We start from the raw sequence: 22074 nt of genomic DNA on the forward strand, positions 1-22074 counted from the left end.
TATAGCGCTTAACTCACTCTCTTTTCTGTTTGCATATTAATGGCCTACAAATTAGCCATTAATTCCTGATGATTATCATTACTTCTTTTAGCCATAAATTTTGCCGTTTTTTCCGCATTGTTGATCAAGGCAAAACTAACTGGGTCATAACCATTACAAACTAAGCCGTTAGCAATTTGTTTCATACCAATGCCGCTATCACGTACAGCCATATTGACCTTAATGACCTTATCGCTTTTTATTGCTTCACATACTTTGACTAGTTTTTCTTCAACTGAAGAGTCAATATTACTTGCTTGTGCGTTACCAGCTAAAAGAATGCCTGCGCTTATGATAGTGCTAATAAGTATTTTTTTCATGATATATCTCTCTATGTTTGTTAGTTGTGTTTAATTCCGAGTACACATATAGAGTAGGGATAATTGTTGATATTGAAGGAGCTAAAGTGGTTAATTACGGTGAAATGAGATGAAGCGTTCAAACAGATAAATACAGAGATAAGTCAGCGCTTATCATCTGTATTCCGTCGGATTTTGCAAGGTTTTGTTACATTTACCTATTTTGAGTTCAAGTTAACTAAATAAAAGCTTGTTATAGAAAGCATTAGTTTCCCATCTTATTCTAAATTTACTCCTGCATATAACCTAGAGGTAACTCATTAATGGAAGCCACTCCAGAATCAATCGCTGCTTGGGCCACTGCCCGTGCCACACGTTTTAAAAGTCGAGGATCCATGGGTTTAGGAATAATGTAGTCTTTACCAAAACTAAGGCTATCAATGTTGCTTGCAGCTAATACCTCTTTAGATACTGGCTCTTTTGCGATACTACGAATAGCATCGACAGCAGCAATTTTCATTTCATCGTTAATTTGTGAGGCACGTACATCTAAGGCGCCACGGAAAATAAACGGGAAACACAGTACGTTATTCACTTGGTTAGGATAATCGGATCGCCCAGTTGCCATAATTAGGTCATCCCGAACTTGGTGAGCTAACTCTGGTTTTATTTCTGGATCAGGATTAGAGCAAGCAAAAACCACCGGATTAGGCGCCATTAATTTTAGAGCTTCTGGTGGCAATAAATTTGGTCCGGATACCCCAACAAATACATCTGCGCAGTCCAAGGCATCTTCTAACGTTCGCTTATCAGTGTTATTAGCAAATAACTTTTTATGACTGGTGAGATCTTCACGACGAGTATGAATAACCCCTTTTCTATCAAGCATGTAAATACGTTCGCGTTTAGCACCACATTTAACCAACAACTCCATACAAGCTGTGGCTGCAGCACCAGCGCCTAAACACACTATAGTTGCATCACTAATGTTTTTGCCTTGGATCTCTAAGGCATTCAACATACCTGCGGCAGTCACTATAGCAGTACCATGTTGGTCATCATGAAAAACAGGTATGGAGCAACGCTTAATTAACTCTTGCTCAATTTCAAAACATTCAGGGGCTTTGATATCTTCCAAATTAATACCACCGAAGGTATCTGCAATACTGGCAACAGTATTAATAAATTCTGCAGTTGTAGTATGTTTTACTTCTATATCGATAGAATCGATATTAGCAAAGCGTTTAAATAATAATGCCTTGCCTTCCATCACTGGTTTAGATGCAAGTGGTCCTAAGTTACCTAGCCCTAAAATGGCCGTGCCGTTCGAAATAACCGCGACTAAATTACCTTTACCAGTGTATTTATAAGCTGCATCGGGGTCGGCTGCAATCTCTCGTACTGGTTCAGCCACGCCTGGGCTGTATGCCAAAGCTAAGTCAGTAACAGTTTCGGCAGGCTTAGTAAGCTCAATACTGATTTTGCCGGGTACAGGTTTGGAATGGTAATCGAGTGCTTTTTGGCGAAAATCAGACATGGTGTTGTCGGCCTTTAAAATAAAATGAGTGTTGAGGGCAAGTTTGAACCTATTATTAGTGTTTGCATTAATTAGCATCTACCAAGTATGTGTTAAACTAGATTGTATGTAGGAAGGTAACACAGCATTGACCGCCGAACATATCAGATCAGACCGCTAATTTAATATAGCCAATATAATTAAAATTTATATTTAATATATTTATGTATATGATTTTTAAAAGGAGCTGTTTAAAACTTCTTTGCATGCTTAATGTTAAACAAATAATCCACAATAAGCAGTTCGTCATTATTTAGCAGTTGCTTTGTACTATTGGCTGGTATTTCCTATGTTTCTGCCGAAACTCAGGATTCACTGCAGTTTTCGGGTTTTGCTCGTGTGGTATTAGGCTATATCGACGAAAATGACGCCACTTATTTGTCTTATGATCTTAGAGCCATCGCTTTACCGCCAGAGAGCCAAACCAGAGTGTTGTTTAATACTAAAATGGTTGGGCTAACAGAATCTAGGATCCAATCTTGTTGGGCACAAATGCGCTTCTCAGGACGTAAAAAGCCACCCACTGAATTAACCAATGAAACATTGGTTAATTCAGTATTTACTAAACCACCCAGGTACTATTGCTGACTTACCAGCCGATATAGAAATACCTGACGGCTTAAGCATTCTTTTCCAAATCAACTAACTGCTCTTTTTCTTTCAATAACAGCTCTAAACTTGTTGGTTTTGCAAACAAAAAACCTTGTAATTGATGACAGCCGCTTTCGATCAAAAACGCTGCTTGTTCGCGAGTTTCAACTCCTTCAGCACATATCTGTAACTTCAATTGTTTAGCCATCTCAATAATAGTTTTGGTAATCAAGGTACTACGTTCAGACACGTTTAGGTTGTCTACAAACTGCTTATCTATTTTCAGAGTGTTAAGGTTAATTTGGGTTAAGTAACCTAATGAGGAATACCCAGTACCAAAATCATCAAGGGCCACAGACGATCCAATATCTCTGAGTTGAGTTAAGAATTCATTGGCCATATCTAGGTTTTCTAAATAAGCAGACTCAGTGACTTCAAATTCTATTAACCGCGGCTCAACGCTATATTTCTTGAAGAGATTTTTAATATAATTGACTAATTGCAGATTTTTAATATCGTAAGCAGATAGATTGACAGAAATAGTCACTTCAGAGTCATTCAAACTACATAATTGCTTAAAATCCTTGCAAACTCTTTCTAACACCCATTTAGTTATAGGTAGAATTTTACCACTTTGTTCTGCTATAGGAATAAATTCAGCTGGCGACACAAAACCAAGGGAGTCACTACTCCACCTCAACAAGGCTTCATAACCTACAGTTGTTTCATTAGGCGACACTTTTCCTTGGTAATAAACGACAAATTCATCATTTTTAATAGCAGATGCAATTGAATTAGCGATAAGTAGTTTGCGTTTATTGTCTTCCATCATTTCAGGAATAAAAACAGTGTGAGTGCTTCGCCCAGCGGTTTTTGAACGATACATGGCGATATCAGCGTTACTTACAAATTCACTTAAATTAAAGTTGGAGTCGCTGGCTTTAGCGATACCAATACTGACACCGACCTGTACTTCCCATGTATTGATATCAAATGGGGCGCTTAATCCAACGACTAAACGTTCCGCAATTTCAAGTAACATATAGTCGTTGGGTTCGTTATGCAGCAAAATAAGAAACTCATCGCCACCTAACCGTGAGATAATATCTCCCTCACGTAAAATGCTTTTAGCGCGCTCACACACTTTAATCAGTAACTGATCTCCGGTTTCATGACCCAAAGAGTCATTCACCCCTTTAAATCCATCTAAATCAAAATACATAAGTACTAAATTATGTTCACCGCGCTTTGCTTTGGCTAACTCAATCCGCAGAGTTTCCATAAAAAACTGTCTATTCGGTAAACCCGTTAATGAGTCAAAGTTAGCCAAGCGTTCCATGGTTTTTTGCTGCTCTTTTAACTGCTCTGTATATTGCTTATTTTTTTGGGTTTCTTTATTAATGGTATCCATCATTTGATTGATATCTTGGCTAAGTTCAGCCACTTCTTGTTTGCCTTGAATATCAATACGTAACGAATAATCATTAGTTTTGCGGATATTTTTTGCCAAATTAGATAGAAGACTAAGAGGCATAAATAGCCTTTGCTGTACAAAAAAGGAGATACCAATGACCAACAGAACGACTAATAATGTGAGAGGTAAAACCTGCTTTAGAAGACTCAGTTTACTTTTGGTTAAAGGCTCTAATGAATCAAGTACAATCAAAAGATAACCTACGGGTAACCGTGTATCACCTATGAGTTTGAGAGCCATCAGCTCATCTTCTTCTACTTGTACACCCCAAGGGAGTATTTTGAGGTCATTAACTTGAATGTTAGGACCTGAATTAGTTGTATCAAATGCATCACCAAAATAAACATCTTGTTGCTGCCATTGTGTATCAAATACCACAGCAAACTTTACGTTGTCGTACCTTTCTAACCTTAACAGTAGCGTCGAAATTTCAAATGTATCTGGCTCTGAGGCGAGTAATGGCACGAGGTCATTTGCCATATTATCTGACAATCCGTTCAGATCACTTTTTACCGACTCAAGATACAGTTTTTCATGCTCTTGGATGGCAAAAACAAGCACAGCTGTACATACTAAACAAATCGCTAGGACAGTTAGAGTAGTAGTAGTATTTTTTATGGTTTTGAAGAGCATAATAATAATTTTACCACAAATATATTGAGTAAAAACCAAGACTTATACTAGTTGCACTACAACTTTAGTAGTAGATGCAAGGGATATTTAAATAAATTTGCACCTATCCGCAAATACATCAAATAGGTCGAGACCATTAAAATAAAGAATTAATGCGACTTAAAGATACAAAAAAGGCGCTAAATAAGCGCCTTTTCGATGTCTTGGTAGACTACAAACAATTTTAGCTTTTCTTAAGACCAGCAAAACGTTTGTTGAATTTATCAACACGACCACCAGTATCAACGTTACGTTGCTTGCCCGTATAGAAAGGGTGGCAAGACGAACATACGTCTAAGTTGATGTCTTTTTTCAAAGTAGAACGTACTTTGATTACATTTCCGCAAGAACAGTTTGCAGTCATTTCTTGATAATCAGGATGGATATCTTGTTTCATGGGTTACCTCTTCGTCAGGCCGTATCGCTATTCAACCCGAAGTTGAACACCATACGAAAATTAAATTAAAAAAGCTTTGTGGCTTGCCGCAAAGTGGCGCGCATATTAATGTAACGGGCTTGGGCGATCAAGGCTTTTGTTGCTTTTATCACCGCAAAGACTAATTTATTGACCTTCTACTGACTGGATACACTTACAATTTAATGACAATACTACGTGTCGCACTACCTATTCCCAAACGTCAGCTATTCGATTATCTATACCAAGGCAATGAATTAGCTGCGGGTGTGCGGGTCCGTGTATCTTTTGGACCTCGCAAATTGATAGGCGTTGTTTGGGGAACAACTGAAACATCAGAATGGGACATCAGCAAGCTTAAATCTATTGAAGCAGTATTAGATGACGCCCCCATATTCGACCCAGTATTAATTAAACTATGTAGTTGGTTAGCTCAGTATTACAAACACCCTATAGGCGATGTGGTGCAAACAGCTATGCCTGTGGCCCTGCGCAAAGGAGAATCGAGCCAAGCAAAGCCCATCGAATATTGGACAGTAAGTGATAGTGGTCGATCGGCAGACTTAAGCAGTTTGTCTCGTGCCCCTAAACAACGTGCTTTGTTGGAAGCCTTACAAAAGCACGATTTAGTTAAGTCTAAAGCCAAGGCAGACTTTGGAACGGCTGCCATTAAGGCTCTTACTGAAAAAACTTTGATTGAGCCTATTGAAAAAGCGCCTTCTAAAAAATCCACATGGCAACAAGACTTGTTGATCCAAGACAAACCTACCGCCAATGTTGAGCAAGCCATAGCCATAAGTTGTATTGAAGCTAAACTCGACCAATATGGCTGCTTTTTATTAGACGGTATTACTGGCAGCGGTAAAACAGAGGTATATCTACAAGCGATAGAACAAGTGCTAAAACAAGGTAAACAGGTATTAATTTTAGTGCCCGAAATTGGCCTAACACCACAAACTGTACATAGATTTAAATATCGCTTCGGTATTGATGTAGGCATCTTACACTCTGGGCTGAATAACAATGAGCGTCTTCAAGTTTGGCAACAAAGTGCCAATGCGCAATTAGGCATTATTATCGGTACCCGCTCGGCCATTTTTACCCCCATGCTAAAACCCGGCTTACTGATTGTGGATGAAGAACATGATTCTTCATATAAACAACAAGACGGTTTACGTTATCACGCCCGTGACTTAGCCGTTATGCGCGCCCGTGAGGAAAATATTCCACTGGTGTTAGGTTCTGCCACCCCTGCCCTAGAAACGCTAAACAATGCCTTAACCGGTAAATATCAACACCTCAAGTTACATCAGCGTGCTGGCAATGCGTCACTTGCGACACAACATGTTTTTGACATTCGTCAGCAACCATTAAAATTTGGTGTGGCCCAAGGCATGTTAGAGCGTATCGGACAACATTTGCAGCAAGGTAGTCAGGTGATGCTGTTTATCAACCGCAGAGGTTATGCACCGGCTCTCGTATGCCATCAGTGCGGTTTTGTAGAGCACTGTAAGCGCTGTGACAAACCTTTTACTGTGCACAAACAGTTGTATAAATTACAGTGCCATCATTGTGGTAGTGCCAAGTCGATCCCTAAAAGTTGCCAACAGTGCCAATCCAATGAGTTGACCTCTATGGGTGTTGGCACAGAACAATTAGAGCAAGGACTAGCCGACTATTTTCCACAATACAGCAGTATTCGCATCGACAGTGACAGCGCCAGAGGAAAAAACAAACTAGATAACATGCTCAATAGTATCAACAACAACGAGCATCAAATCTTAATTGGCACTCAGATTTTATCTAAAGGTCATCATTTCCCCAATGTTACATTGGTGCTTATTCTTGATGTTGATGGTGCGCTTTTTAGCGCAGACTACCGGGCAGCTGAACATTTAGCCCAGCTCATCACACAACTGGCAGGGCGTGCCGGGCGTGCAGAAAAACCTGGTGAAATGTGGCTACAAACCCACGATCCAGGTCATCCTTTATTGCAAGACTTAATCAATAACGGCTATAGCCATTTTGCACAATATGCTTTGTTGGAAAGGCAACAAGCCAATTTGCCACCTTTTACTTTTCAAGCGCTATTTAAAGCACAAGCATTGAGTGCCCGCGACGCTTTTGACTTTTTACAACAAATTGCGCAGCTATTTAGTCATCTGGACAATCTAGATTGTGTCGGTCCTATTCCCGCCTTAATGGAAAAACGTCAAGGCCAATTTCGAATGCAATTGTTGTTACAAAGCCCGCAGCGCAGTGCCTTACAAAAAGCCATAGGGCAACAGATCAAACAGATTGAGACGCTAAATTTAGCCAACAAAATTCGCTGGTCGTTAGATATTGATCCACAGGATTTTACGTAAAAGTAAGAATAATGAAGATTCTGATTGAGGATCCTGTGATCATAGGTAAGATCGTTCCCCTTATTTCTACGCAGTACTTTTTATAACATGGCACACAAAGATTATGTGGCTCGTGGCCGCAGTAAAAAACCAGCTCCACCTCCCCCTAAACCATCACTGCCTTGGTTACGGATAATCATCACTCTTATTTTGGTAGTAGGCTTTAGCTATTTTTTGTGGAGTATCAAGGGTACTGCACCTGAAAAAACCTCTAACGAAGACACAACCACAGAGCAAGTCAAAAGCGCGGAAGACACCCTGCCTGAGATCCCAGAAGAAGAATGGGAATTTATTAAAAGTTTGCCAGAATACACTGTCAAAATTGAACATAAAGAGCAAGACCAACCAACAGTACGCCGCCTAATACAGTGCGGCTCGTTTAGAACCGATGGACAGGCTCAAGAACTTAAAGCAAAGATTGCCTTTCAAGGTTTAGAAGCACAAGTGAAACCAAGTCAAGGCACCTCAGGAAAATGGTATCGAGTCATTCTTGGTCCTTACGACAGCAAGCGTGTAGCCGAGAAAGACCGCCACACATTACAACGAGCAAAAATTAATGGCTGTAAGATTTGGAACTGGAACCTGTAACTAAGCAATTGGGTCACGAGCTACTATACTAGTGGCTTGAAAAAAATAGAATACTCCCCACATCTACTGCATCTGGCAATGTCCTCTTAATATCGAGGACATTCGCCCACTCTTAGCCCTGACAACCTCAATATCAACACCTTGGGTTGTCGTCGGACATTGAAGGAATTTTCGTGACTACAATTGTATCTGTACGCCGCAATAATCAAGTAGTAATTGCTGGAGATGGTCAAGTTTCACTTGGCAATACTGTAATGAAAGGCAACGCCAAAAAAGTCCGCCGCCTCTATAACAACCAAGTGTTAGCTGGTTTTGCTGGCGGCACAGCCGATGCGTTTACTTTGTTTGAACGTTTTGAGTCAAAGCTTGAAATGCATCAAGGCAACTTAACTCGTGCTGCCGTTGAACTAGCCAAAGACTGGCGAAGCGACCGTGCACTTCGCAAGCTTGAAGCCTTATTGGCTGTTGCTGACGAAACGGCCTCATTCATCATTACCGGCAACGGTGACGTAGTACAGCCAGAAAATGACTTAATTGCCATTGGGTCTGGCGGTAACTTTGCGCAATCCGCCGCTATGGCTTTGCTAGAAAATACTGAATTGTCGGCCAAAGAAATTGCCGAAAAAAGTTTGACCATAGCGGGCAATATTTGCGTATTTACCAATCATAGCCAAACAATTGAAACCATTGATTATTAAACATAACGGCTAAGTCACTTTTCCTGACTGGCGCGGTTTAATTTTATCGCCGGTCGATTACCCAGATTAGAAGGTTTTATTTATGTCAGACATGACCCCAAGAGAAATCGTCCATGAATTGGACTGCCATATTATCGGTCAACAAGATGCCAAACGTGCGGTGTCTATTGCGCTACGAAATCGCTGGCGCCGAATGCAGCTTAATTTGGAGCTGCGTCAAGAAGTCACACCTAAAAATATATTGATGATTGGCCCAACAGGTGTGGGCAAAACCGAGATTGCTCGACGTCTTGCTAAATTAGCCAATGCGCCCTTTATTAAAGTCGAAGCCACCAAATTTACCGAAGTAGGTTATGTGGGCAAAGAAGTCGAAACTATTATTCGTGACTTGGCCGACATCGCAGTGAAAATGACCAAAGAACAAGCCACCAGCAAAGTAAGGTTCCGCGCTGAAGAAGCAGCAGAAGAACGTATTTTGGATGCATTATTACCACCACCAGAAACTAATTTTGGTGAAAAAGAAGAGCATCAGGATAAAGGCACCCGACAAATTTTCCGTAAAAAACTGCGTGAAGGGCAATTAGACGATAAAGAAATTGAGTTGGATGTTGCTGCGCCACAAGTTGGTGTAGAGATCATGGCACCTCCTGGCATGGAAGAGATGACCAACCAACTTCAAGGTATGTTCCAAAATTTATCTGGCAGTCAGAAAAAAAAGAAAAAACTTAAAGTTAAAGAAGCTTTTAAATTATTGATTGAAGAAGAAGCCAGTAAATTGGTCAATCAAGAAGACTTAAAACAAACCGCCATAGAGTCACTTGAACAAAACGGCATAGTATTTATCGATGAAATTGACAAAATTTGTAAGCGTGAAGGCTCTACCAGCGGTGGCGATGTGTCCCGTGAAGGCGTACAACGTGACTTGTTACCTTTAGTTGAAGGCTCAACTGTATCCACTAAACATGGCACAGTGAAAACCGATCACATCTTGTTTATCGCCTCTGGTGCATTTCAAATGTGTAAACCTTCTGATTTAATTCCAGAGCTACAAGGCCGTTTACCTATACGTGTAGAATTGTCGGCACTAACTGCCCACGATTTTGTACGCATTTTGACTGAACCCAACGCTTCACTAACCGAACAGTATGTGGCTTTACTCAAAACCGAAGGTGTTGATGTATCTTTCACTGAAGAAGGCATTGAACGTATCGCTCAAGCCGCATGGCAAGTTAACGAACGCACCGAAAACATCGGAGCCAGACGTTTGCATACTGTGATGGAAAAATTGATGGAAGAGATATCTTACGATGCCTCAGAAAAAAGTGGCGAGTCATTAATTGTCGATGCCCAATACGTTAACGACCATTTAGAAAAGTTGGTAGAAGACGAAGATTTGAGTCGATTTATTCTTTAATCAATTCTCGATAATATTTAAAAACCGCTAATTCTAGCGGTTTTTTTTGTTTTTACGTTAATCCAAATACCTACGCATTTGACTAATTAAACCTTGCTCGTTGAATTCCAAAACTAAAATGGTGCGTCCTTTAAAGTGTTTAATCGCCCCATTTTTATGATATTTAGAGTCTTCATTTACTACTACCACAGCAGTATCTGACCCTAAAACTATACTTTCAATATTTTCAGACATAGAAATCATAGACGCGGCTTTTTTAACTATGCCTTTTCTGAAATGCTCTTTACCTGTAAAGGTTCTTCCATATGCAGCATGATAATCAATCACCTCGTCTGACATAAAAGCTAGGTAACTTTCTAAATCTACCTTTTTCATATCAGGTTGCCGTGTTTTTTCAGAAGCAGAAATAAACGCCTTAACTAAATCTTCTGTAGGCTTTGCCTGAGCTGAAATAGAAAATATAAGAAACAAAGACAATAAAAAGATAATGCGGAAATGTATGTTCATATTATTCTCATTTTTATGGATTAATTAAACTAGTGAATAGCCGCGATTCGTCTAAGGTTTTGCACCAAGCGCGCTGTTTTCTACGAATTTAGACAAATTTTACCCATCGATTTTGTTCAAGTACAAATTAACGTCTGATTGTTTTGCATAGTCACTGACATTTGCAACATCTTTACTTTTTATTAAAATAAGTATCCATGAATCTGTTCCATTGTCTATTGCGATAAGTTTTGACCCTATATTTTTAGAGCATGTAAGAATAGAAGGTTCTGAGGTGTCAGTTTCTAAAAAATGGGAAATGTTGAATTCGCTGTGCTGATAACGTTGCTTAAGCACTTCGAATTGATTGCACCCTGAAAGGGCTTGGTTTGACATAGTATTAATCGACTCGAGGGTTTGCATAGGGTCAGCTCTCCAATCGACAACAACAGCTTTATTATTCAATTTGAGCGTCTCAACCAGAACAAATGTAAAATCAAAGCCGTCAGCGAAAGGTTCTTCATATCCGTGATACTCGAGGTTTTCCCGATATTTTTTCTGATATTTTGATTTACTGCGCAAAAAGAGTTCCACATCACTAATCACATTTTCATCGTTGTTAGATAGGTGTTTTGCTAACAGATAATGAGGGGTATCTACAAAAGATGGATCTACCTCTTTCGTACATCCCAATAAAAAAACCAAAAATATTGTAATAAACAACTTCATTGGATTATCCTTTCTTGCTAAACGCCGCCTACGATATTTACCATAACAGTCTCTATAATTGCCGCATTTAATAGGCAAACAAAGAAATGCTACAAACCAGTATGTTCGAAACGTAAATTATCTTCACTAATTCCAACTTCCCTAAAACCACTAGAAATCAACACCCTTTTAGACGCGTCATTTCTTGGTGATGTATGAGCAATTATACTATTTGTATTTTCAAATGAAGATGCGTGAGTAACTAATGCATTAACTATTTCAGTTGCATAACCACGGCGTTGCCATTCTGGTAACACAGAATAACCGATCTCAACTACCCCATTAACATCTGGCGGGCCGAAATAACCACCCGAACCAACTAGAGACCTTTCTCCTGAAACTGGATCGATATTTATTGCATACCATCCATACCATCCTTGAGCTAATTCACCGCCACTTTCAAAACAAGAAAGAAAAAACTCCATTGCATCTCTATCATATTCACCTGACGGCCAATTACTAGAAACTGATGCATTTAACTTTTCAGCAAGTAGTAGCGGTGTTTCAAGTTCGATACGAATATGTGCAGCTGACGACGATATTAATTCGATACGTTCTGACTGTATGTTTTTTATAATGTTGATTTACTCCAGTGTAAAAATAGGGCCCATGCTTAAAAATGGGAAGCACAATATTTGTGTGTCCCTCCCATAATTTTTTTTTGCCTAACTCTTATTCAAATGCACCTTGTTTATTTACCAAATCATAAATTGTTCCAGGAATTAAAGAGGGTAAACCCACAACCAAAACCAATATCAAAAAGCTAATTTTATCTAGCCTATCTTCTGATATAGAACTGCTAAAAATTGCATCTCGAAGCATGCTCACCCAAGCGGTAGAACTATGCCCAGTCCAATAAAGATATAAGGCAACAGTAAGAACGGGTAATGCTACAAAAACATGAATAATCTTGGCTTTTGAACTCATTTTTCTAAAAGAAAACTTAGACTCCAGCAGTGGAGGATCTTTTTGGATGACCAAGTCAGTAATGGCACACTCATAAACTGCGGCTAAAGATTTTGCCGATTCTTGTGATGCTACCCCCGTTTTTTCAACTCGTTGAATAGTTCTCAAGCTTAATCCTGAAACTTCAGCTAACTGTGTCTGACTCCAAGCTCGGCTATCTCTTTGTGTTTTTAAAGCTTCTTTGTTTAGTTCCATTTCCATTATTCAAACCCTCTTCATAAATGTTCACATAATATGAAGAGGTATTGCCTTTTTTGATACGACATATATATGCCAGGTATACGACAGAACTGTGCCAGCTGTGGCCAACGTCCAAATTACCGGAACAACCAAATTGACAGCGTTTGTAATTCAGTAAAATGGAGGGCCAATTTTATTGTTTCCATATGAATTTTAATTGTTAGGCGTTTTATTAAAATTACTAAGGCATAATTCATATTGTTCTGGTATTAAATAGTTTTTAAATAAGTTGGTGTTTTGTTTGAGAAAGTTAGATTGCTTGCCGATATTTTTTCCTTCAAAACCAAAGTATGCATTTAATCTATTGCAATTTGATTGAATTAAGAAAGGTAATTCATTCAGTATTTTTAAAAAAGAATCGGAGTTGTTGATATAGATGGGCATTAAATCTGCTGCTAAATATTCCTGAAATGCCGCGGACTTATTCACAAAGGAATAAAAAGAATAAAACATAATGATTTTTAAACGTTTATCACTAAATTTTTTATTAGCAAGGTCAGGGTCAATATTTTTAATATAAATTCGCTCTAGTTCTTTGAATTTTTTAAGTGCATCAGGCTGCCTTTTTCCTTCTTCATCAATATAGGTAAATACTTCCTCGTTTACATTTAAAAGACTAGATAGAAGAATAAGGTACTCATCATCATTTACTTCTGAAGCCTTTAAATTAGAACATGCACTTAATAAGACTAGCCATATAATGATCGTGTATTTCATAAACTTAACCATTAATCACAACTGTAACGTTATGTCCGTTTTTAGGTGTTATTGCGTTATAAATCTCAATTAATTTATCTTCCTCTATAACAACGCAACCATCTGACCATTTTTCAAATGGCGCTTTACCCATATGTATAAATATTTCAGAAAAACCAGCTACATTAGGCAAAAATATTGCTTCTCGAGCTGTACCTTTGGAGTTCTTCTTTCTGGCCATTGTTGTAGCAGAGCATTTTAAGTATGTCCCAGCTGGAATTTTTTTAGTTAAATTCCAATAACATTTAGTGTTAATAGTCTTCCCAGGTGCGCTAAATGTCAAAATACCTTCTTTAGCCATTCTTGTGATTGTGATTTTATACATCAATATATCTCCCTGTTTGTTTATTAATTTTTAATAAAAACGCAGCCTACAGAAAAAGGCGTTTTGAACCAGTATTTTCAATATCCCACTTAGTTTATTAAAAAAAACCACTTTGCCTTGTTCATGTGATTTTTTCAATTTTATCAGTGTGTTTTGGGATAATTTTTTTCTATGCTTTTGTTTCTAAAAGTAGATTTACAACTTCTAGGTTTTTCTTAGGATAAGGAGTAAGTCCCATCGAATCAGACGCTAACTTTTCTAAATATGAAGTTATTATTAGCTACTTTTTCTTGCTTTTAAATATTGAAAAATTAACTGCATTGATTTTCCAGCCATTACTCGTATTTACAAGTTGCCAGTTCTCTTTTCCAGAATGACTTTTCCTGTCGCCATCGTAGAAGGTGTAATCAAAATATATTGCAGCTACATCGCTATCACAAACAATTTTTATATTTGAAATTTCTTCTCGCTGTTTTTTAGCATTATCTACAATTGAATCTATAAATATTTCAGGTGTGCTGTGTCTATATTTGGCTGGCTCACGAAATTTATCTCCAATTTGACGTTTTAACTCTTGTCCTTCTTTTGAATTAGCCCACTTTAATTCGTTTTCAAAATCATTTGTTGTGTGTACACCAACCCAAGACACTGAGCCATCTATAAATAAACTCAAGAATTTACTTTTGTCTTTGTTAATGATTGCACTCTCGAATGATTTTACTATCCCATCGAAAACTTGCTCATCGTTGCAAGCAATAGCAGATTTTGAAATTAACAATATAAACGTAAACAGTATAAACTTTTTCATATCATATCCATGTTGATTGAAGTAGCTAACGCCCCAAGCCTGCATCACACTTAGGCTAAAATACAGTACGATGTAACGGGAGCCTAAGTGTTAGTGTCCCGCTGAATTGGTTTGTTGAACGAAGCCGCTAAGCGGCAGAGGTAAAGATCGTCTGTACTACTTATACCCTTCGATGTTGGAGGTGTCTTAAGGAGTATTGTAATGAACATCAACGACCAAACCCGTTTTAATCAAGTATACCAAGCATATCTAAATGAACTCGCCTTGCAAGGTAAAAGTCCCAAAACTGTTGATATGTATAGCCGCTATTTGCGACAAATCTCGGTGTTTTTTGATACCTGCCCTGACACATTAACCGCTGGTGAGCTTAAGGTTTACTTTCTGTCTCTGGTGCAAACCAAATCATGGAGCGCGGTTAAAATTGCTCGCAATGCCATTCAGTTTTTCTATCGTCATGTCTTGAATAAACCTTGGGATTGGATACCCATTGTTAAGCCACCTGTGGTGCAGCCATTGCAGGATGTGTTGTCGCTAGATGAAGTGGCGGCCATTATCAGTCGCACTCGAAAATTGCGTTATCAAACCTATTATTGGGTGACTTACAGTTTAGGTTTGCGATTGAGCGAGTCTCTAAATTTGACCGTGGCCGATATCGACAGCCATCTGATGCGGGTGCATTTACGTTTCACTAAAAGTAAAAAGGACCGGTTTGTGCCGTTGCCACAAGTAACCTTGTTGGCGCTTAGACGTTATTGGTTGGTGCATAGCTATTTACCTAGCTATTTACCTAGCCACCCATAATTAGATTTTGAGACTAACCAAAAGCTATTTACCTAGCCACCCATAATTAGATTTTGAGACTAACCAAATATTCAATATCGATTTTGAGCGTGAAAATGACTTGGATTGATTGAGGTATGGAGGCTGAGAGTTAGTTTCAGCCTATTTGGCGGGAATAATAGACATTTAGCGAGGTGGTGGGCACAACTGTGCCTTATCGGTAATATTTTGACTGGTCTCTTGATGTTATGCGCAGCGTAGCAATTTTTTTGCTTTACCCATTCCTCGAATGCGTTGATGACCTGTGTGCGCTTTGAACTGGTTCATCATTTGTTCTGCGCCTGCTGCATAACAAAAATGTTTTTCAAACTCTGTGGTGAGCGTGAGCCATTGTTCGTCTGATAGGCCTAACCTTTGTAAGATGGGTTGTTGTTGATGGTCTATATGCCCTGCTTTGTCATCTCTGATTATTCTGCCTGTTATGTCCACTAACTCACAGTAGTCTTTGAGTGAGAAAGCGATGCCTTTTGGCATATCTTGTCTGGGGTTGCCGACAAAAGACATCAGTGAAGGTGTTGTGATGGGGGCTTTTATTGATTCTAAGCGTTTTTTAATACTGGTGTGCTCTGACGTTTCAGGGGTATCCGCTATCTTGGTTCGAATAGGGTTAAGGTCAACATAGGCCATACAGGACAGTAATGCTGCTTCATCTAATAAGGCTTGTGACTTAAATCGTCCTTCCCAGAATCTACCCGTACATTCATCCTCTTTGTTGGCTTCTCGGGCAATGTATTCATTCAGATTACGCATCAACCAGCTAATATCATGTAAGCGCTTGCGATACTCGATTATGGTGTCATCTAAGGTTAGCTTTTCACCTTGGCTTAACGTGTCTCCTCTGACAAACATTTGCGTGAGCAATGTGCCTTTATGTAGACGGTGCCAGCGCTCAACCACTTCACTATCTGTCCAAGCCATCACTTGTTGCACATCTACGTGTAACACCACATGCACGTGATTACTCATCACCGCATAAGCACATATATCAATTGAAAACACAGATGATAAAAACAACAGGCGTTGTTCAACCCACTCACGGCGATGTTCATAACTTTGACCTGAATAACTATCCACACCGCACAAAAAAGAACGCCGTACACAGCGGGAAACACAATGGTAATAGGGGGTATCCGATAAACAAATTTGACTACTACGTGGCTGGGGCATGACATCAATCCTTTGATTTATTTCCTATTCAAAGCCTAGCTTGTCTTTATATTTAGTCAAATTGTTATGGGTGGCTTGGTAAATCGGCTTGGTAAATCGCAATGGTAATAAGGGGTATCTGATAAACAAATTTGACTGCTACGAGGCTGGGGCATGACATCAATCCTTTGATTTATTTCCTAACTAAAGCCTAGCTTGTCTTCATATTTAGTCAAATTGTTATGGGTGGCTTGGTAAATACTTGGGTGGCTTGGTAAATACTTGCTTGGTAAATACTGGTGGCTTGGTAAATACTGCTTGGTAAATACTTGGTAGCTTGGTAAATACTTGGTAAATCCCTGATAGGTCTCATCCCATATTTAAGCATAAATACTTCTCACTTTTGGGTACGTATTTTATTATCTGGACTCAGGATAAAAAGAAACAAATATGATGATTGCAATGCTTAAAAAAGCACTGGGAATAAGATATTGTATTGTTAATGCGGTAGAGGAATCCTGTCGTGAAGAAGTTAATGAGCACAACGCTCTTCAATAGATAATAAAAATGGAATAATCATATGAGCGAAATGCCGGCCCTTAAATCTAATTTTTTGGAGGAGATCATCTACAAGGATGATTTTATCTCTTTCCCCGAACGGATTAGAAATGTTGCGAAGAACTTCCCAGAATTAAACGTACTAACCGTAGATGGAGAAACCCGTCAATGGAAGGGCTTTATGCCACGTATTAATCAAGTATCAAACATGTTGGCAGGTCGTGGTCTTGGACGGGGTAGTAAAATTGCGGTTCTTGCTAAAAGTAGTATTGAATATATTGAGATATTTTTAGGTGGACTGCAAGCCGGTGTATGTATTGTACCCTTATCTGGCATGGCATCTAGTGAGCAGTTAAAAGACATGATCCGTGATAGTGGCTCTAAAATGGTTTTCGTATCCGAGGATAACAAACATTATATTGAGCCATTTATTGGAAAGCTCGATGCAGTGCCAGCAGATGGTTATGTTGCTCTAGATTTTTCAGACAAGGCGTGGACCCCATATGAGCCACTAGTATCCTCGGAATCTGAGTCTGCGATGAGTGTCGATATTCTTCCAGAAGACCCGTTTAACCTTATTTATAGTTCTGGCACAACCGGCGTTCCCAAGGGGATCGAACAAAGTCACTCCATGCGAAATCAGCATGTGGTGGGGTTTGAAGCACTAGGTGTTTCATCAAAATCTGTCACGCTGAGTTCTACAGCACTTTATTCCAATACGACCCTGGTTGTCTTGTTACCAACCCTTGCCCTTGGTGGCCGGATTGTTTTGATGCCAAAATTTGCTACGGAAGAGTTTTTAAAACTGGCTGAAGCGGAGAAAGTTACTCACACAATGTTGGTGCCAGTTCAATATCAACGTATCTTGGATCATAAAAATTTCCACAAGTACGACTTGAGTAGTTTTCAGATTAAAGTTTCCACCAGTGCCCCCTTACGAGAAGGGATAAAACAGCAGGCTATAGATAAGTGGCCAGGCAAACTTATTGAAGTCTATGGCCTGACCGAAGGCGGCATCGGTACAGTTTTATCTGTAACTGATTTTCCTGATAAATTAGCGTCTGTAGGCCGTGTGAGTGAGGGCGTCGATCTGCGGATCATCGATGAACAGGGAGCTGAACTCCCCCAAGGAGAAATCGGAGAAATTGTCGGCCGTTCCAGTGCGATGATGAGCGGCTATTATAACCGCCCAGATTTAACCAATGACATGCTTTGGACTTGCTCTGAGGGCAAAACCTACTTTAAAAGCGGAGATATTGGCCGTTTTGATGAAGATGGGTTCCTTTTCCTACTGGATCGGAAAAAGGATATGATCATTTCTGGTGGGTTTAATATTTATGCTGCGGATATCGAAGCCGAACTGGTTCAACATAGTGGGATTTCAGATGTTGCAGTTATTGGTATTCCCAGTGAAAGTTGGGGGGAAACGCCACTTGCTTTAGTTGTATTGAAAGAAGGCGCAACCCATACCGAAAAAGACATTACAGATTGGGTTAATAACCGACTTGGTAAAACACAACGGATTTCAGGCGTAGAATTTAGAAGCACTTTACCAAGAAGTACCATTGGCAAAATCAAGAAAAAAGAATTAAGAGATGAATATGTCACCAAATAGAGGCGGCTTAAAATTGAATGGTTACGAAGTTCGTAATCAGAAAAGATAAAAAATTTAGCCATTACCGATGCATGTCCACCGGTAGTGGCTGATAGTAATATTAGCGACTAAAAATACTCCTTCCTTGATCGTCTCTTCAATCTGAATATTAATACCCAGATTTTTAACATCCTCAGGCGTAGACTTGCAACATATTAGAGTAATTCAATATCAACTATATCTAACAAGCTGCGATTCACTATCAATTTTTTGGCATTTTCTATGTCAGGTGAAAAGTATCTGTCTTTGTCGTAAAAAGGCACTTTTGTGCGTAACAAGGCCTTCACTGATTTGAGTTTGTCGCTGGTTTCAAGTGGTGCTCTAAAGTCTAAGCCTTGGCTAGCCGCGAGCCATTCGATGGCTAAGATTCCCGCTACATTGTCAAAAATATCCCATAAACGTCTACCAGCAAAGGTGGCCATAGAGACATGGTCTTCTTGATTCGCAGAAGTGGGTAATGAATCTATCGATGCAGGGTGAGCAAGGGTTTTGTTTTCACTGGCAAGGGCTGCGCTGGTGACCTGTGCGATCATAAAGCCTGAATTCACTCCGCCGTTATCCACTAAAAATGGCGGTAAACCACTTAGGTGCGAGTCAATCAATAAGGCCATACGTCTTTCAGACAAGGCTCCGATTTCAGATAGGGCTATAGCTAACATGTCTGAAGTCATAGCCACGATTTCGGCGTGAAAATTACCACCAGACAGAATATCGCCACTATCGGCAAACACTAATGGATTGTCTGATACGCCATTCGCTTCAACTACTAGGGTCTGAGCGGCAAAACGCATTTGTTGCAAACAAGCGCCCATAACTTGAGGTTGGCAACGTAATGAGTAGGGATCTTGCACTTTTGCACAGCCATCGTGGGAGTGCCCTATCGCCGATTCTTTTAATAAAGAGCGATAAGCCGCTGCCACATCAGTTTGTGCTTGATGGCCACGCACTTCGTGGATACGTTCATCAAAGGGTACCCGGGATCCAAGTGCGGCCTCGACACTTAATGATCCTATGGCGATACTGCAATTTAATGCGTTTTCGGCACAAAATAGTCCTTTTAAGGAAAACGCAGTAGAAGCTTGGGTACCATTAAGTAAGGCTAATCCTTCTTTCGGCGCTAATGCAATTTTCTCTAATCCGGCTATTTTTAAGGCGTGTTCAGCTGAAATTCGGCTGCCTTGATAGATAACTTCGCCTTCTCCCAAGAGCACTACACTCATATGCGCCAGTGGCGCCAAATCGCCGGAAGCACCTACTGAGCCTTTTTCTGGAATAGCAGGGTATATTTCTTTGTTGTACAAAGTAATCAGGGCTTCAATAACTTGCAGACGAATGCCTGAATAGCCACGGGACAGAGAGTTTATTTTAAGTAGCAACAACAAACGCACCACATCTTCAGACATAAAATTGCCAATGCCTGCGGCATGTGACAAAACTATGCTGCGTTGCAAAAGCTCAAGTTCTGACACATCAATTTTGGTATTGGCTAACAGGCCAAAACCGGTGTTAATACCATACACTGTACGATTTTCTGCAATCACACCCAACACCACCTTTTCAGCTGCATGAATAGCGTCGTGGGCATCTGGTGATAAAGAAATAGGGATATGTTTACGCTGCACATCTCTTAATTGCGATAGGGTGAGTTGGCCCGGTTGAATGACAATATGTTCCATTATTTATTTCCTTCTACATCTAACATGGGCAAGTCTAAATTGTTCTTTCTGGCACATTCTTTAGCTTTTTCATAGCCTGCGTCAGCATGACGCATAACACCTGTGGCTGGGTCGTTATGTAAGACTCTAGCTATACGTTTGTCGGCGTCTTCAGTGCCATCGCACAAAATCACCACTCCAGAATGTTGACTGAATCCCATGCCGACTCCACCTCCATGGTGCAGGCTCACCCAAGTTGCTCCACCTGCGGTGTTAAGCAACGCATTGAGTAGCGGCCAATCTGATACGGCATCTGAGCCATCTAACATGTCTTCAGTTTCACGGTTGGGTGAAGCTACTGAGCCTGAGTCTAGGTGATCTCGACCAATGACTATTGGTGCGGAAAGTTCACCTGTTCTGACCATTTCGTTAAAGGCCAAACCCAGCTTTTTCCTTTCACCTAAACCAACCCAACAAATACGTGCAGGTAAACCCTGAAATTGAATTCGCTCTTTGGCCATATCCAACCAGTGATGCAGGTGTGGATTATCGGGGATCAACTCTTTCACTTTTGCGTCGGTTTTATAAATATCTTCAGGATCGCCAGATAACGCCACCCAACGGAATGGCCCTATGCCTTGGCAAAATAATGGTCTGATGTAAGCCGGTACAAACCCTGGGAAGTCAAAGGCGTTTTTCACCCCTTCTTCTAAGGCCATTTGCCGAATGTTGTTGCCGTAATCCAGAGTGACCGCACCTTTGGATTGCAGGTCTAACATGGCTTTAACCTGCACAGCCATGGATTGTTTGGCCGCTTTTATCACAGCAGACTCATCAGATAAACGTTTGCTGACAGCCTGCTCTAAACTCCAGCCTTTAGGTAAGTAACCGTTTAACGGATCGTGAGCGCTGGTTTGGTCAGTTACAACATCTGGGGTGATATTGCGCGTTACCAATTCAGGGAAAACGTCTGCAGCATTCGCTAGTAAACCAATAGAAACCGCCTCTCCCGCCAGTTTAGCTTGGTTTAACAATTCAATAGCATGATCTAAATTCTGGGCTTTTTTGTCTAAATAGCCTGTTTTGATCCGAAAATCGATGCGGCTTTCGTCGACCTCAATAGCCAACATGGAAAAACCAGCCATAGTGGCCGCTAGGGGTTGCGCGCCACCCATGCCGCCTAAACCACCAGTTAATATCCAACGACCTTTGGCTTCACCATTAAAATGTTGTTTTGCCACACTCACGAAGGTTTCATAAGTGCCCTGCACTATTCCTTGTGAACCAATGTATATCCAAGAGCCGGCTGTCATCTGCCCATACATCATCAGACCCTTTTTATCTAATTCATTAAAATGCTCCCAGGTTGCCCAGTGTGGCACTAAGTTTGAATTAGCAATAATCACCCGTGGTGCATTTTCGTGTGTAGGAAACACACCTACAGGTTTACCACTTTGTATAAGCAATGTTTCATCGTTATTCAGTCGTTTGAGTACTTCAACAATTTTATCGTAACTTGGCCAGTCTCTAGCGGCCCGACCAATGCCACCGTAAACCACTAAACTCTGTGGATGTTCAGCTACTTCTGGATCAAGGTTATTCATTAACATCCTAAGAGGTGCTTCTGTCTGCCAGCTCTTAGTGTTGATTTGGTTGCCTCTTGGTGCGCGGATAGTTCGGTTGGGATCATTACGATTCATA

The 22074-nt window shown here is 40.1% G+C and carries 20 protein-coding genes and 1 pseudogene; 7 read left to right on the plus strand and 14 right to left on the minus strand.

Features of this window, described 5'->3' with window-relative positions:
* Positions 1-44: 44 nt before the first annotated feature.
* On the minus strand, positions 45-359 hold the full coding sequence (locus GARC_RS23145; RefSeq protein WP_007625118.1) for a DUF3718 domain-containing protein: 315 nt from the start codon (positions 357-359) through the stop codon (positions 45-47).
* A gap of 268 nt (positions 360-627) precedes the next feature.
* Complete coding sequence (locus GARC_RS23150) at positions 628-1875, minus strand: malic enzyme-like NAD(P)-binding protein (RefSeq protein ID WP_007625126.1); 1248 nt, start codon at positions 1873-1875, stop codon at positions 628-630.
* 417 nt (positions 1876-2292) lie between these two features.
* Between GARC_RS23150 and GARC_RS23155 the strand changes: the two are divergent.
* A pseudogene (locus GARC_RS23155) lies at positions 2293-2560 on the plus strand (hypothetical protein); the annotation flags it as partial.
* Here the strand turns inward: GARC_RS23155 and GARC_RS23160 are convergent.
* Positions 2534-4612 (minus strand): EAL domain-containing protein, encoded by a 2079-nt coding sequence (locus tag GARC_RS23160; protein ID WP_007625130.1) that lies wholly within the window; start codon positions 4610-4612, stop codon positions 2534-2536. The pseudogene GARC_RS23155 and the gene GARC_RS23160 overlap by 27 nt on opposite strands.
* A 223-nt stretch (positions 4613-4835) precedes the next feature.
* Positions 4836-5048: a 50S ribosomal protein L31 gene (gene rpmE / locus GARC_RS23165; RefSeq protein WP_007625132.1), complete on the minus strand. Its 213-nt coding sequence runs from the start codon at positions 5046-5048 to the stop codon at positions 4836-4838.
* Between the two features lie 203 nt (positions 5049-5251).
* On the opposite strand from rpmE, the gene priA reads away from it, so the two are divergent.
* The 4 genes from priA (at position 5252) to hslU (ending at position 10171) form a co-directional block, all read left to right on the plus strand.
* On the plus strand, positions 5252-7432 hold the full coding sequence (priA, locus tag GARC_RS23170) for a primosomal protein N' (RefSeq protein WP_007625134.1): 2181 nt from the start codon (positions 5252-5254) through the stop codon (positions 7430-7432).
* A gap of 87 nt (positions 7433-7519) precedes the next feature.
* Positions 7520-8059 (plus strand): SPOR domain-containing protein, encoded by a 540-nt coding sequence (locus GARC_RS23175; RefSeq protein WP_007625136.1) that lies wholly within the window; start codon positions 7520-7522, stop codon positions 8057-8059.
* 173 nt (positions 8060-8232) lie between these two features.
* Positions 8233-8757, plus strand: a complete 525-nt coding sequence (gene hslV / locus GARC_RS23180) for an ATP-dependent protease subunit HslV (protein WP_007625138.1) — start codon at positions 8233-8235, stop codon at positions 8755-8757.
* An 82-nt stretch (positions 8758-8839) separates the two neighbouring features.
* Positions 8840-10171: an HslU--HslV peptidase ATPase subunit gene (gene hslU, locus GARC_RS23185; RefSeq protein WP_007625140.1), complete on the plus strand. Its 1332-nt coding sequence runs from the start codon at positions 8840-8842 to the stop codon at positions 10169-10171.
* A gap of 57 nt (positions 10172-10228) precedes the next feature.
* Here the strand turns inward: hslU and GARC_RS23190 are convergent, their stop codons facing one another.
* The 7 genes from GARC_RS23190 to GARC_RS23220 all read right to left on the minus strand — a co-directional run bounded on the left by GARC_RS23190 (position 10229) and on the right by GARC_RS23220 (position 14520).
* The gene (locus GARC_RS23190) at positions 10229-10678 is read right to left on the minus strand and encodes a nuclear transport factor 2 family protein (RefSeq protein ID WP_007625142.1); all 450 of its coding nucleotides are present in this window, start codon (positions 10676-10678) and stop codon (positions 10229-10231) included.
* A gap of 99 nt (positions 10679-10777) precedes the next feature.
* A complete protein-coding gene (locus GARC_RS23195; protein ID WP_007625150.1) occupies positions 10778-11386 on the minus strand; it encodes a DUF6630 family protein in 609 nt (202 codons plus the stop codon).
* An 89-nt stretch (positions 11387-11475) separates the two neighbouring features.
* On the minus strand, positions 11476-12009 hold the full coding sequence (locus GARC_RS23200) for a GNAT family N-acetyltransferase (RefSeq protein ID WP_081587613.1): 534 nt from the start codon (positions 12007-12009) through the stop codon (positions 11476-11478).
* A gap of 88 nt (positions 12010-12097) precedes the next feature.
* Positions 12098-12592 (minus strand): helix-turn-helix transcriptional regulator, encoded by a 495-nt coding sequence (locus GARC_RS26115; protein ID WP_007625155.1) that lies wholly within the window; start codon positions 12590-12592, stop codon positions 12098-12100.
* A 192-nt stretch (positions 12593-12784) separates the two neighbouring features.
* Positions 12785-13348 (minus strand): hypothetical protein, encoded by a 564-nt coding sequence (locus tag GARC_RS23210; RefSeq protein ID WP_007625157.1) that lies wholly within the window; start codon positions 13346-13348, stop codon positions 12785-12787.
* 4 nt (positions 13349-13352) lie between these two features.
* Entirely contained in the window at positions 13353-13712 is a 360-nt protein-coding gene (locus tag GARC_RS23215) for a hypothetical protein (protein WP_039990378.1), read from the minus strand.
* 280 nt (positions 13713-13992) lie between these two features.
* Positions 13993-14520 (minus strand): hypothetical protein, encoded by a 528-nt coding sequence (locus tag GARC_RS23220; RefSeq protein ID WP_039990380.1) that lies wholly within the window; start codon positions 14518-14520, stop codon positions 13993-13995.
* A 201-nt stretch (positions 14521-14721) separates the two neighbouring features.
* On the opposite strand from GARC_RS23220, the gene GARC_RS23225 reads away from it, so the two are divergent.
* Entirely contained in the window at positions 14722-15321 is a 600-nt protein-coding gene (locus GARC_RS23225) for a tyrosine-type recombinase/integrase (protein WP_007625170.1), read from the plus strand.
* 225 nt (positions 15322-15546) lie between these two features.
* Here GARC_RS23225 and GARC_RS23230 read toward each other — a convergent pair whose 3' ends face one another.
* Entirely contained in the window at positions 15547-16527 is a 981-nt protein-coding gene (locus tag GARC_RS23230) for a transposase (protein WP_007625172.1), read from the minus strand.
* A gap of 559 nt (positions 16528-17086) precedes the next feature.
* On the opposite strand from GARC_RS23230, the gene GARC_RS23235 reads away from it, so the two are divergent.
* Positions 17087-18679 carry a class I adenylate-forming enzyme family protein gene (locus GARC_RS23235; RefSeq protein ID WP_007625176.1) on the plus strand — a complete coding sequence of 531 codons (1593 nt, stop codon included), beginning with the start codon at positions 17087-17089 and terminating at the stop codon, positions 18677-18679.
* 194 nt (positions 18680-18873) lie between these two features.
* Here GARC_RS23235 and hutH read toward each other — a convergent pair whose 3' ends face one another.
* Entirely contained in the window at positions 18874-20394 is a 1521-nt protein-coding gene (gene hutH / locus GARC_RS23240; protein WP_007625178.1) for a histidine ammonia-lyase, read from the minus strand.
* Positions 20394-22073, minus strand: a complete 1680-nt coding sequence (gene hutU, locus GARC_RS23245; protein WP_007625180.1) for a urocanate hydratase — start codon at positions 22071-22073, stop codon at positions 20394-20396. The genes hutH and hutU overlap by 1 nt, the downstream gene beginning before the upstream one ends.
* Position 22074: the final 1 nt, after the last annotated feature.

It is taken from the genome of Paraglaciecola arctica BSs20135, from assembly GCF_000314995.1.
Lineage (GTDB): Bacteria > Pseudomonadota > Gammaproteobacteria > Enterobacterales > Alteromonadaceae > Paraglaciecola > Paraglaciecola arctica.

Bases quoted from the DNA above. Each gene is read 5' to 3' on its own strand.
- GARC_RS23145 (WP_007625118.1), bottom strand. From the start codon at position 359: ATGAAAAAAATACTTATTAGCACTATCATAAGCGCAGGCATTCTTTTA.
- GARC_RS23150 (WP_007625126.1), bottom strand. From the start codon at position 1,875: ATGTCTGATTTTCGCCAAAAAGCACTCGATTACCATTCCAAACCTGTA.
- GARC_RS23160 (WP_007625130.1), bottom strand. From the start codon at position 4,612: ATGCTCTTCAAAACCATAAAAAATACTACTACTACTCTAACTGTCCTA.
- rpmE (WP_007625132.1), bottom strand. From the start codon at position 5,048: ATGAAACAAGATATCCATCCTGATTATCAAGAAATGACTGCAAACTGT.
- priA (WP_007625134.1), top strand. From the start codon at position 5,252: ATGACAATACTACGTGTCGCACTACCTATTCCCAAACGTCAGCTATTC.
- GARC_RS23175 (WP_007625136.1), top strand. From the start codon at position 7,520: ATGGCACACAAAGATTATGTGGCTCGTGGCCGCAGTAAAAAACCAGCT.
- hslU (WP_007625140.1), top strand. From the start codon at position 8,840: ATGTCAGACATGACCCCAAGAGAAATCGTCCATGAATTGGACTGCCAT.
- GARC_RS23190 (WP_007625142.1), bottom strand. From the start codon at position 10,678: ATGAACATACATTTCCGCATTATCTTTTTATTGTCTTTGTTTCTTATA.
- GARC_RS23195 (WP_007625150.1), bottom strand. From the start codon at position 11,386: ATGAAGTTGTTTATTACAATATTTTTGGTTTTTTTATTGGGATGTACG.
- GARC_RS26115 (WP_007625155.1), bottom strand. From the start codon at position 12,592: ATGGAAATGGAACTAAACAAAGAAGCTTTAAAAACACAAAGAGATAGC.
- GARC_RS23210 (WP_007625157.1), bottom strand. From the start codon at position 13,348: ATGAAATACACGATCATTATATGGCTAGTCTTATTAAGTGCATGTTCT.
- GARC_RS23215 (WP_039990378.1), bottom strand. From the start codon at position 13,712: ATGTATAAAATCACAATCACAAGAATGGCTAAAGAAGGTATTTTGACA.
- GARC_RS23220 (WP_039990380.1), bottom strand. From the start codon at position 14,520: ATGAAAAAGTTTATACTGTTTACGTTTATATTGTTAATTTCAAAATCT.
- GARC_RS23225 (WP_007625170.1), top strand. From the start codon at position 14,722: ATGAACATCAACGACCAAACCCGTTTTAATCAAGTATACCAAGCATAT.
- GARC_RS23230 (WP_007625172.1), bottom strand. From the start codon at position 16,527: ATGCCCCAGCCACGTAGTAGTCAAATTTGTTTATCGGATACCCCCTAT.
- GARC_RS23235 (WP_007625176.1), top strand. From the start codon at position 17,087: ATGAGCGAAATGCCGGCCCTTAAATCTAATTTTTTGGAGGAGATCATC.
- hutH (WP_007625178.1), bottom strand. From the start codon at position 20,394: ATGGAACATATTGTCATTCAACCGGGCCAACTCACCCTATCGCAATTA.
- hutU (WP_007625180.1), bottom strand. From the start codon at position 22,073: ATGAATCGTAATGATCCCAACCGAACTATCCGCGCACCAAGAGGCAAC.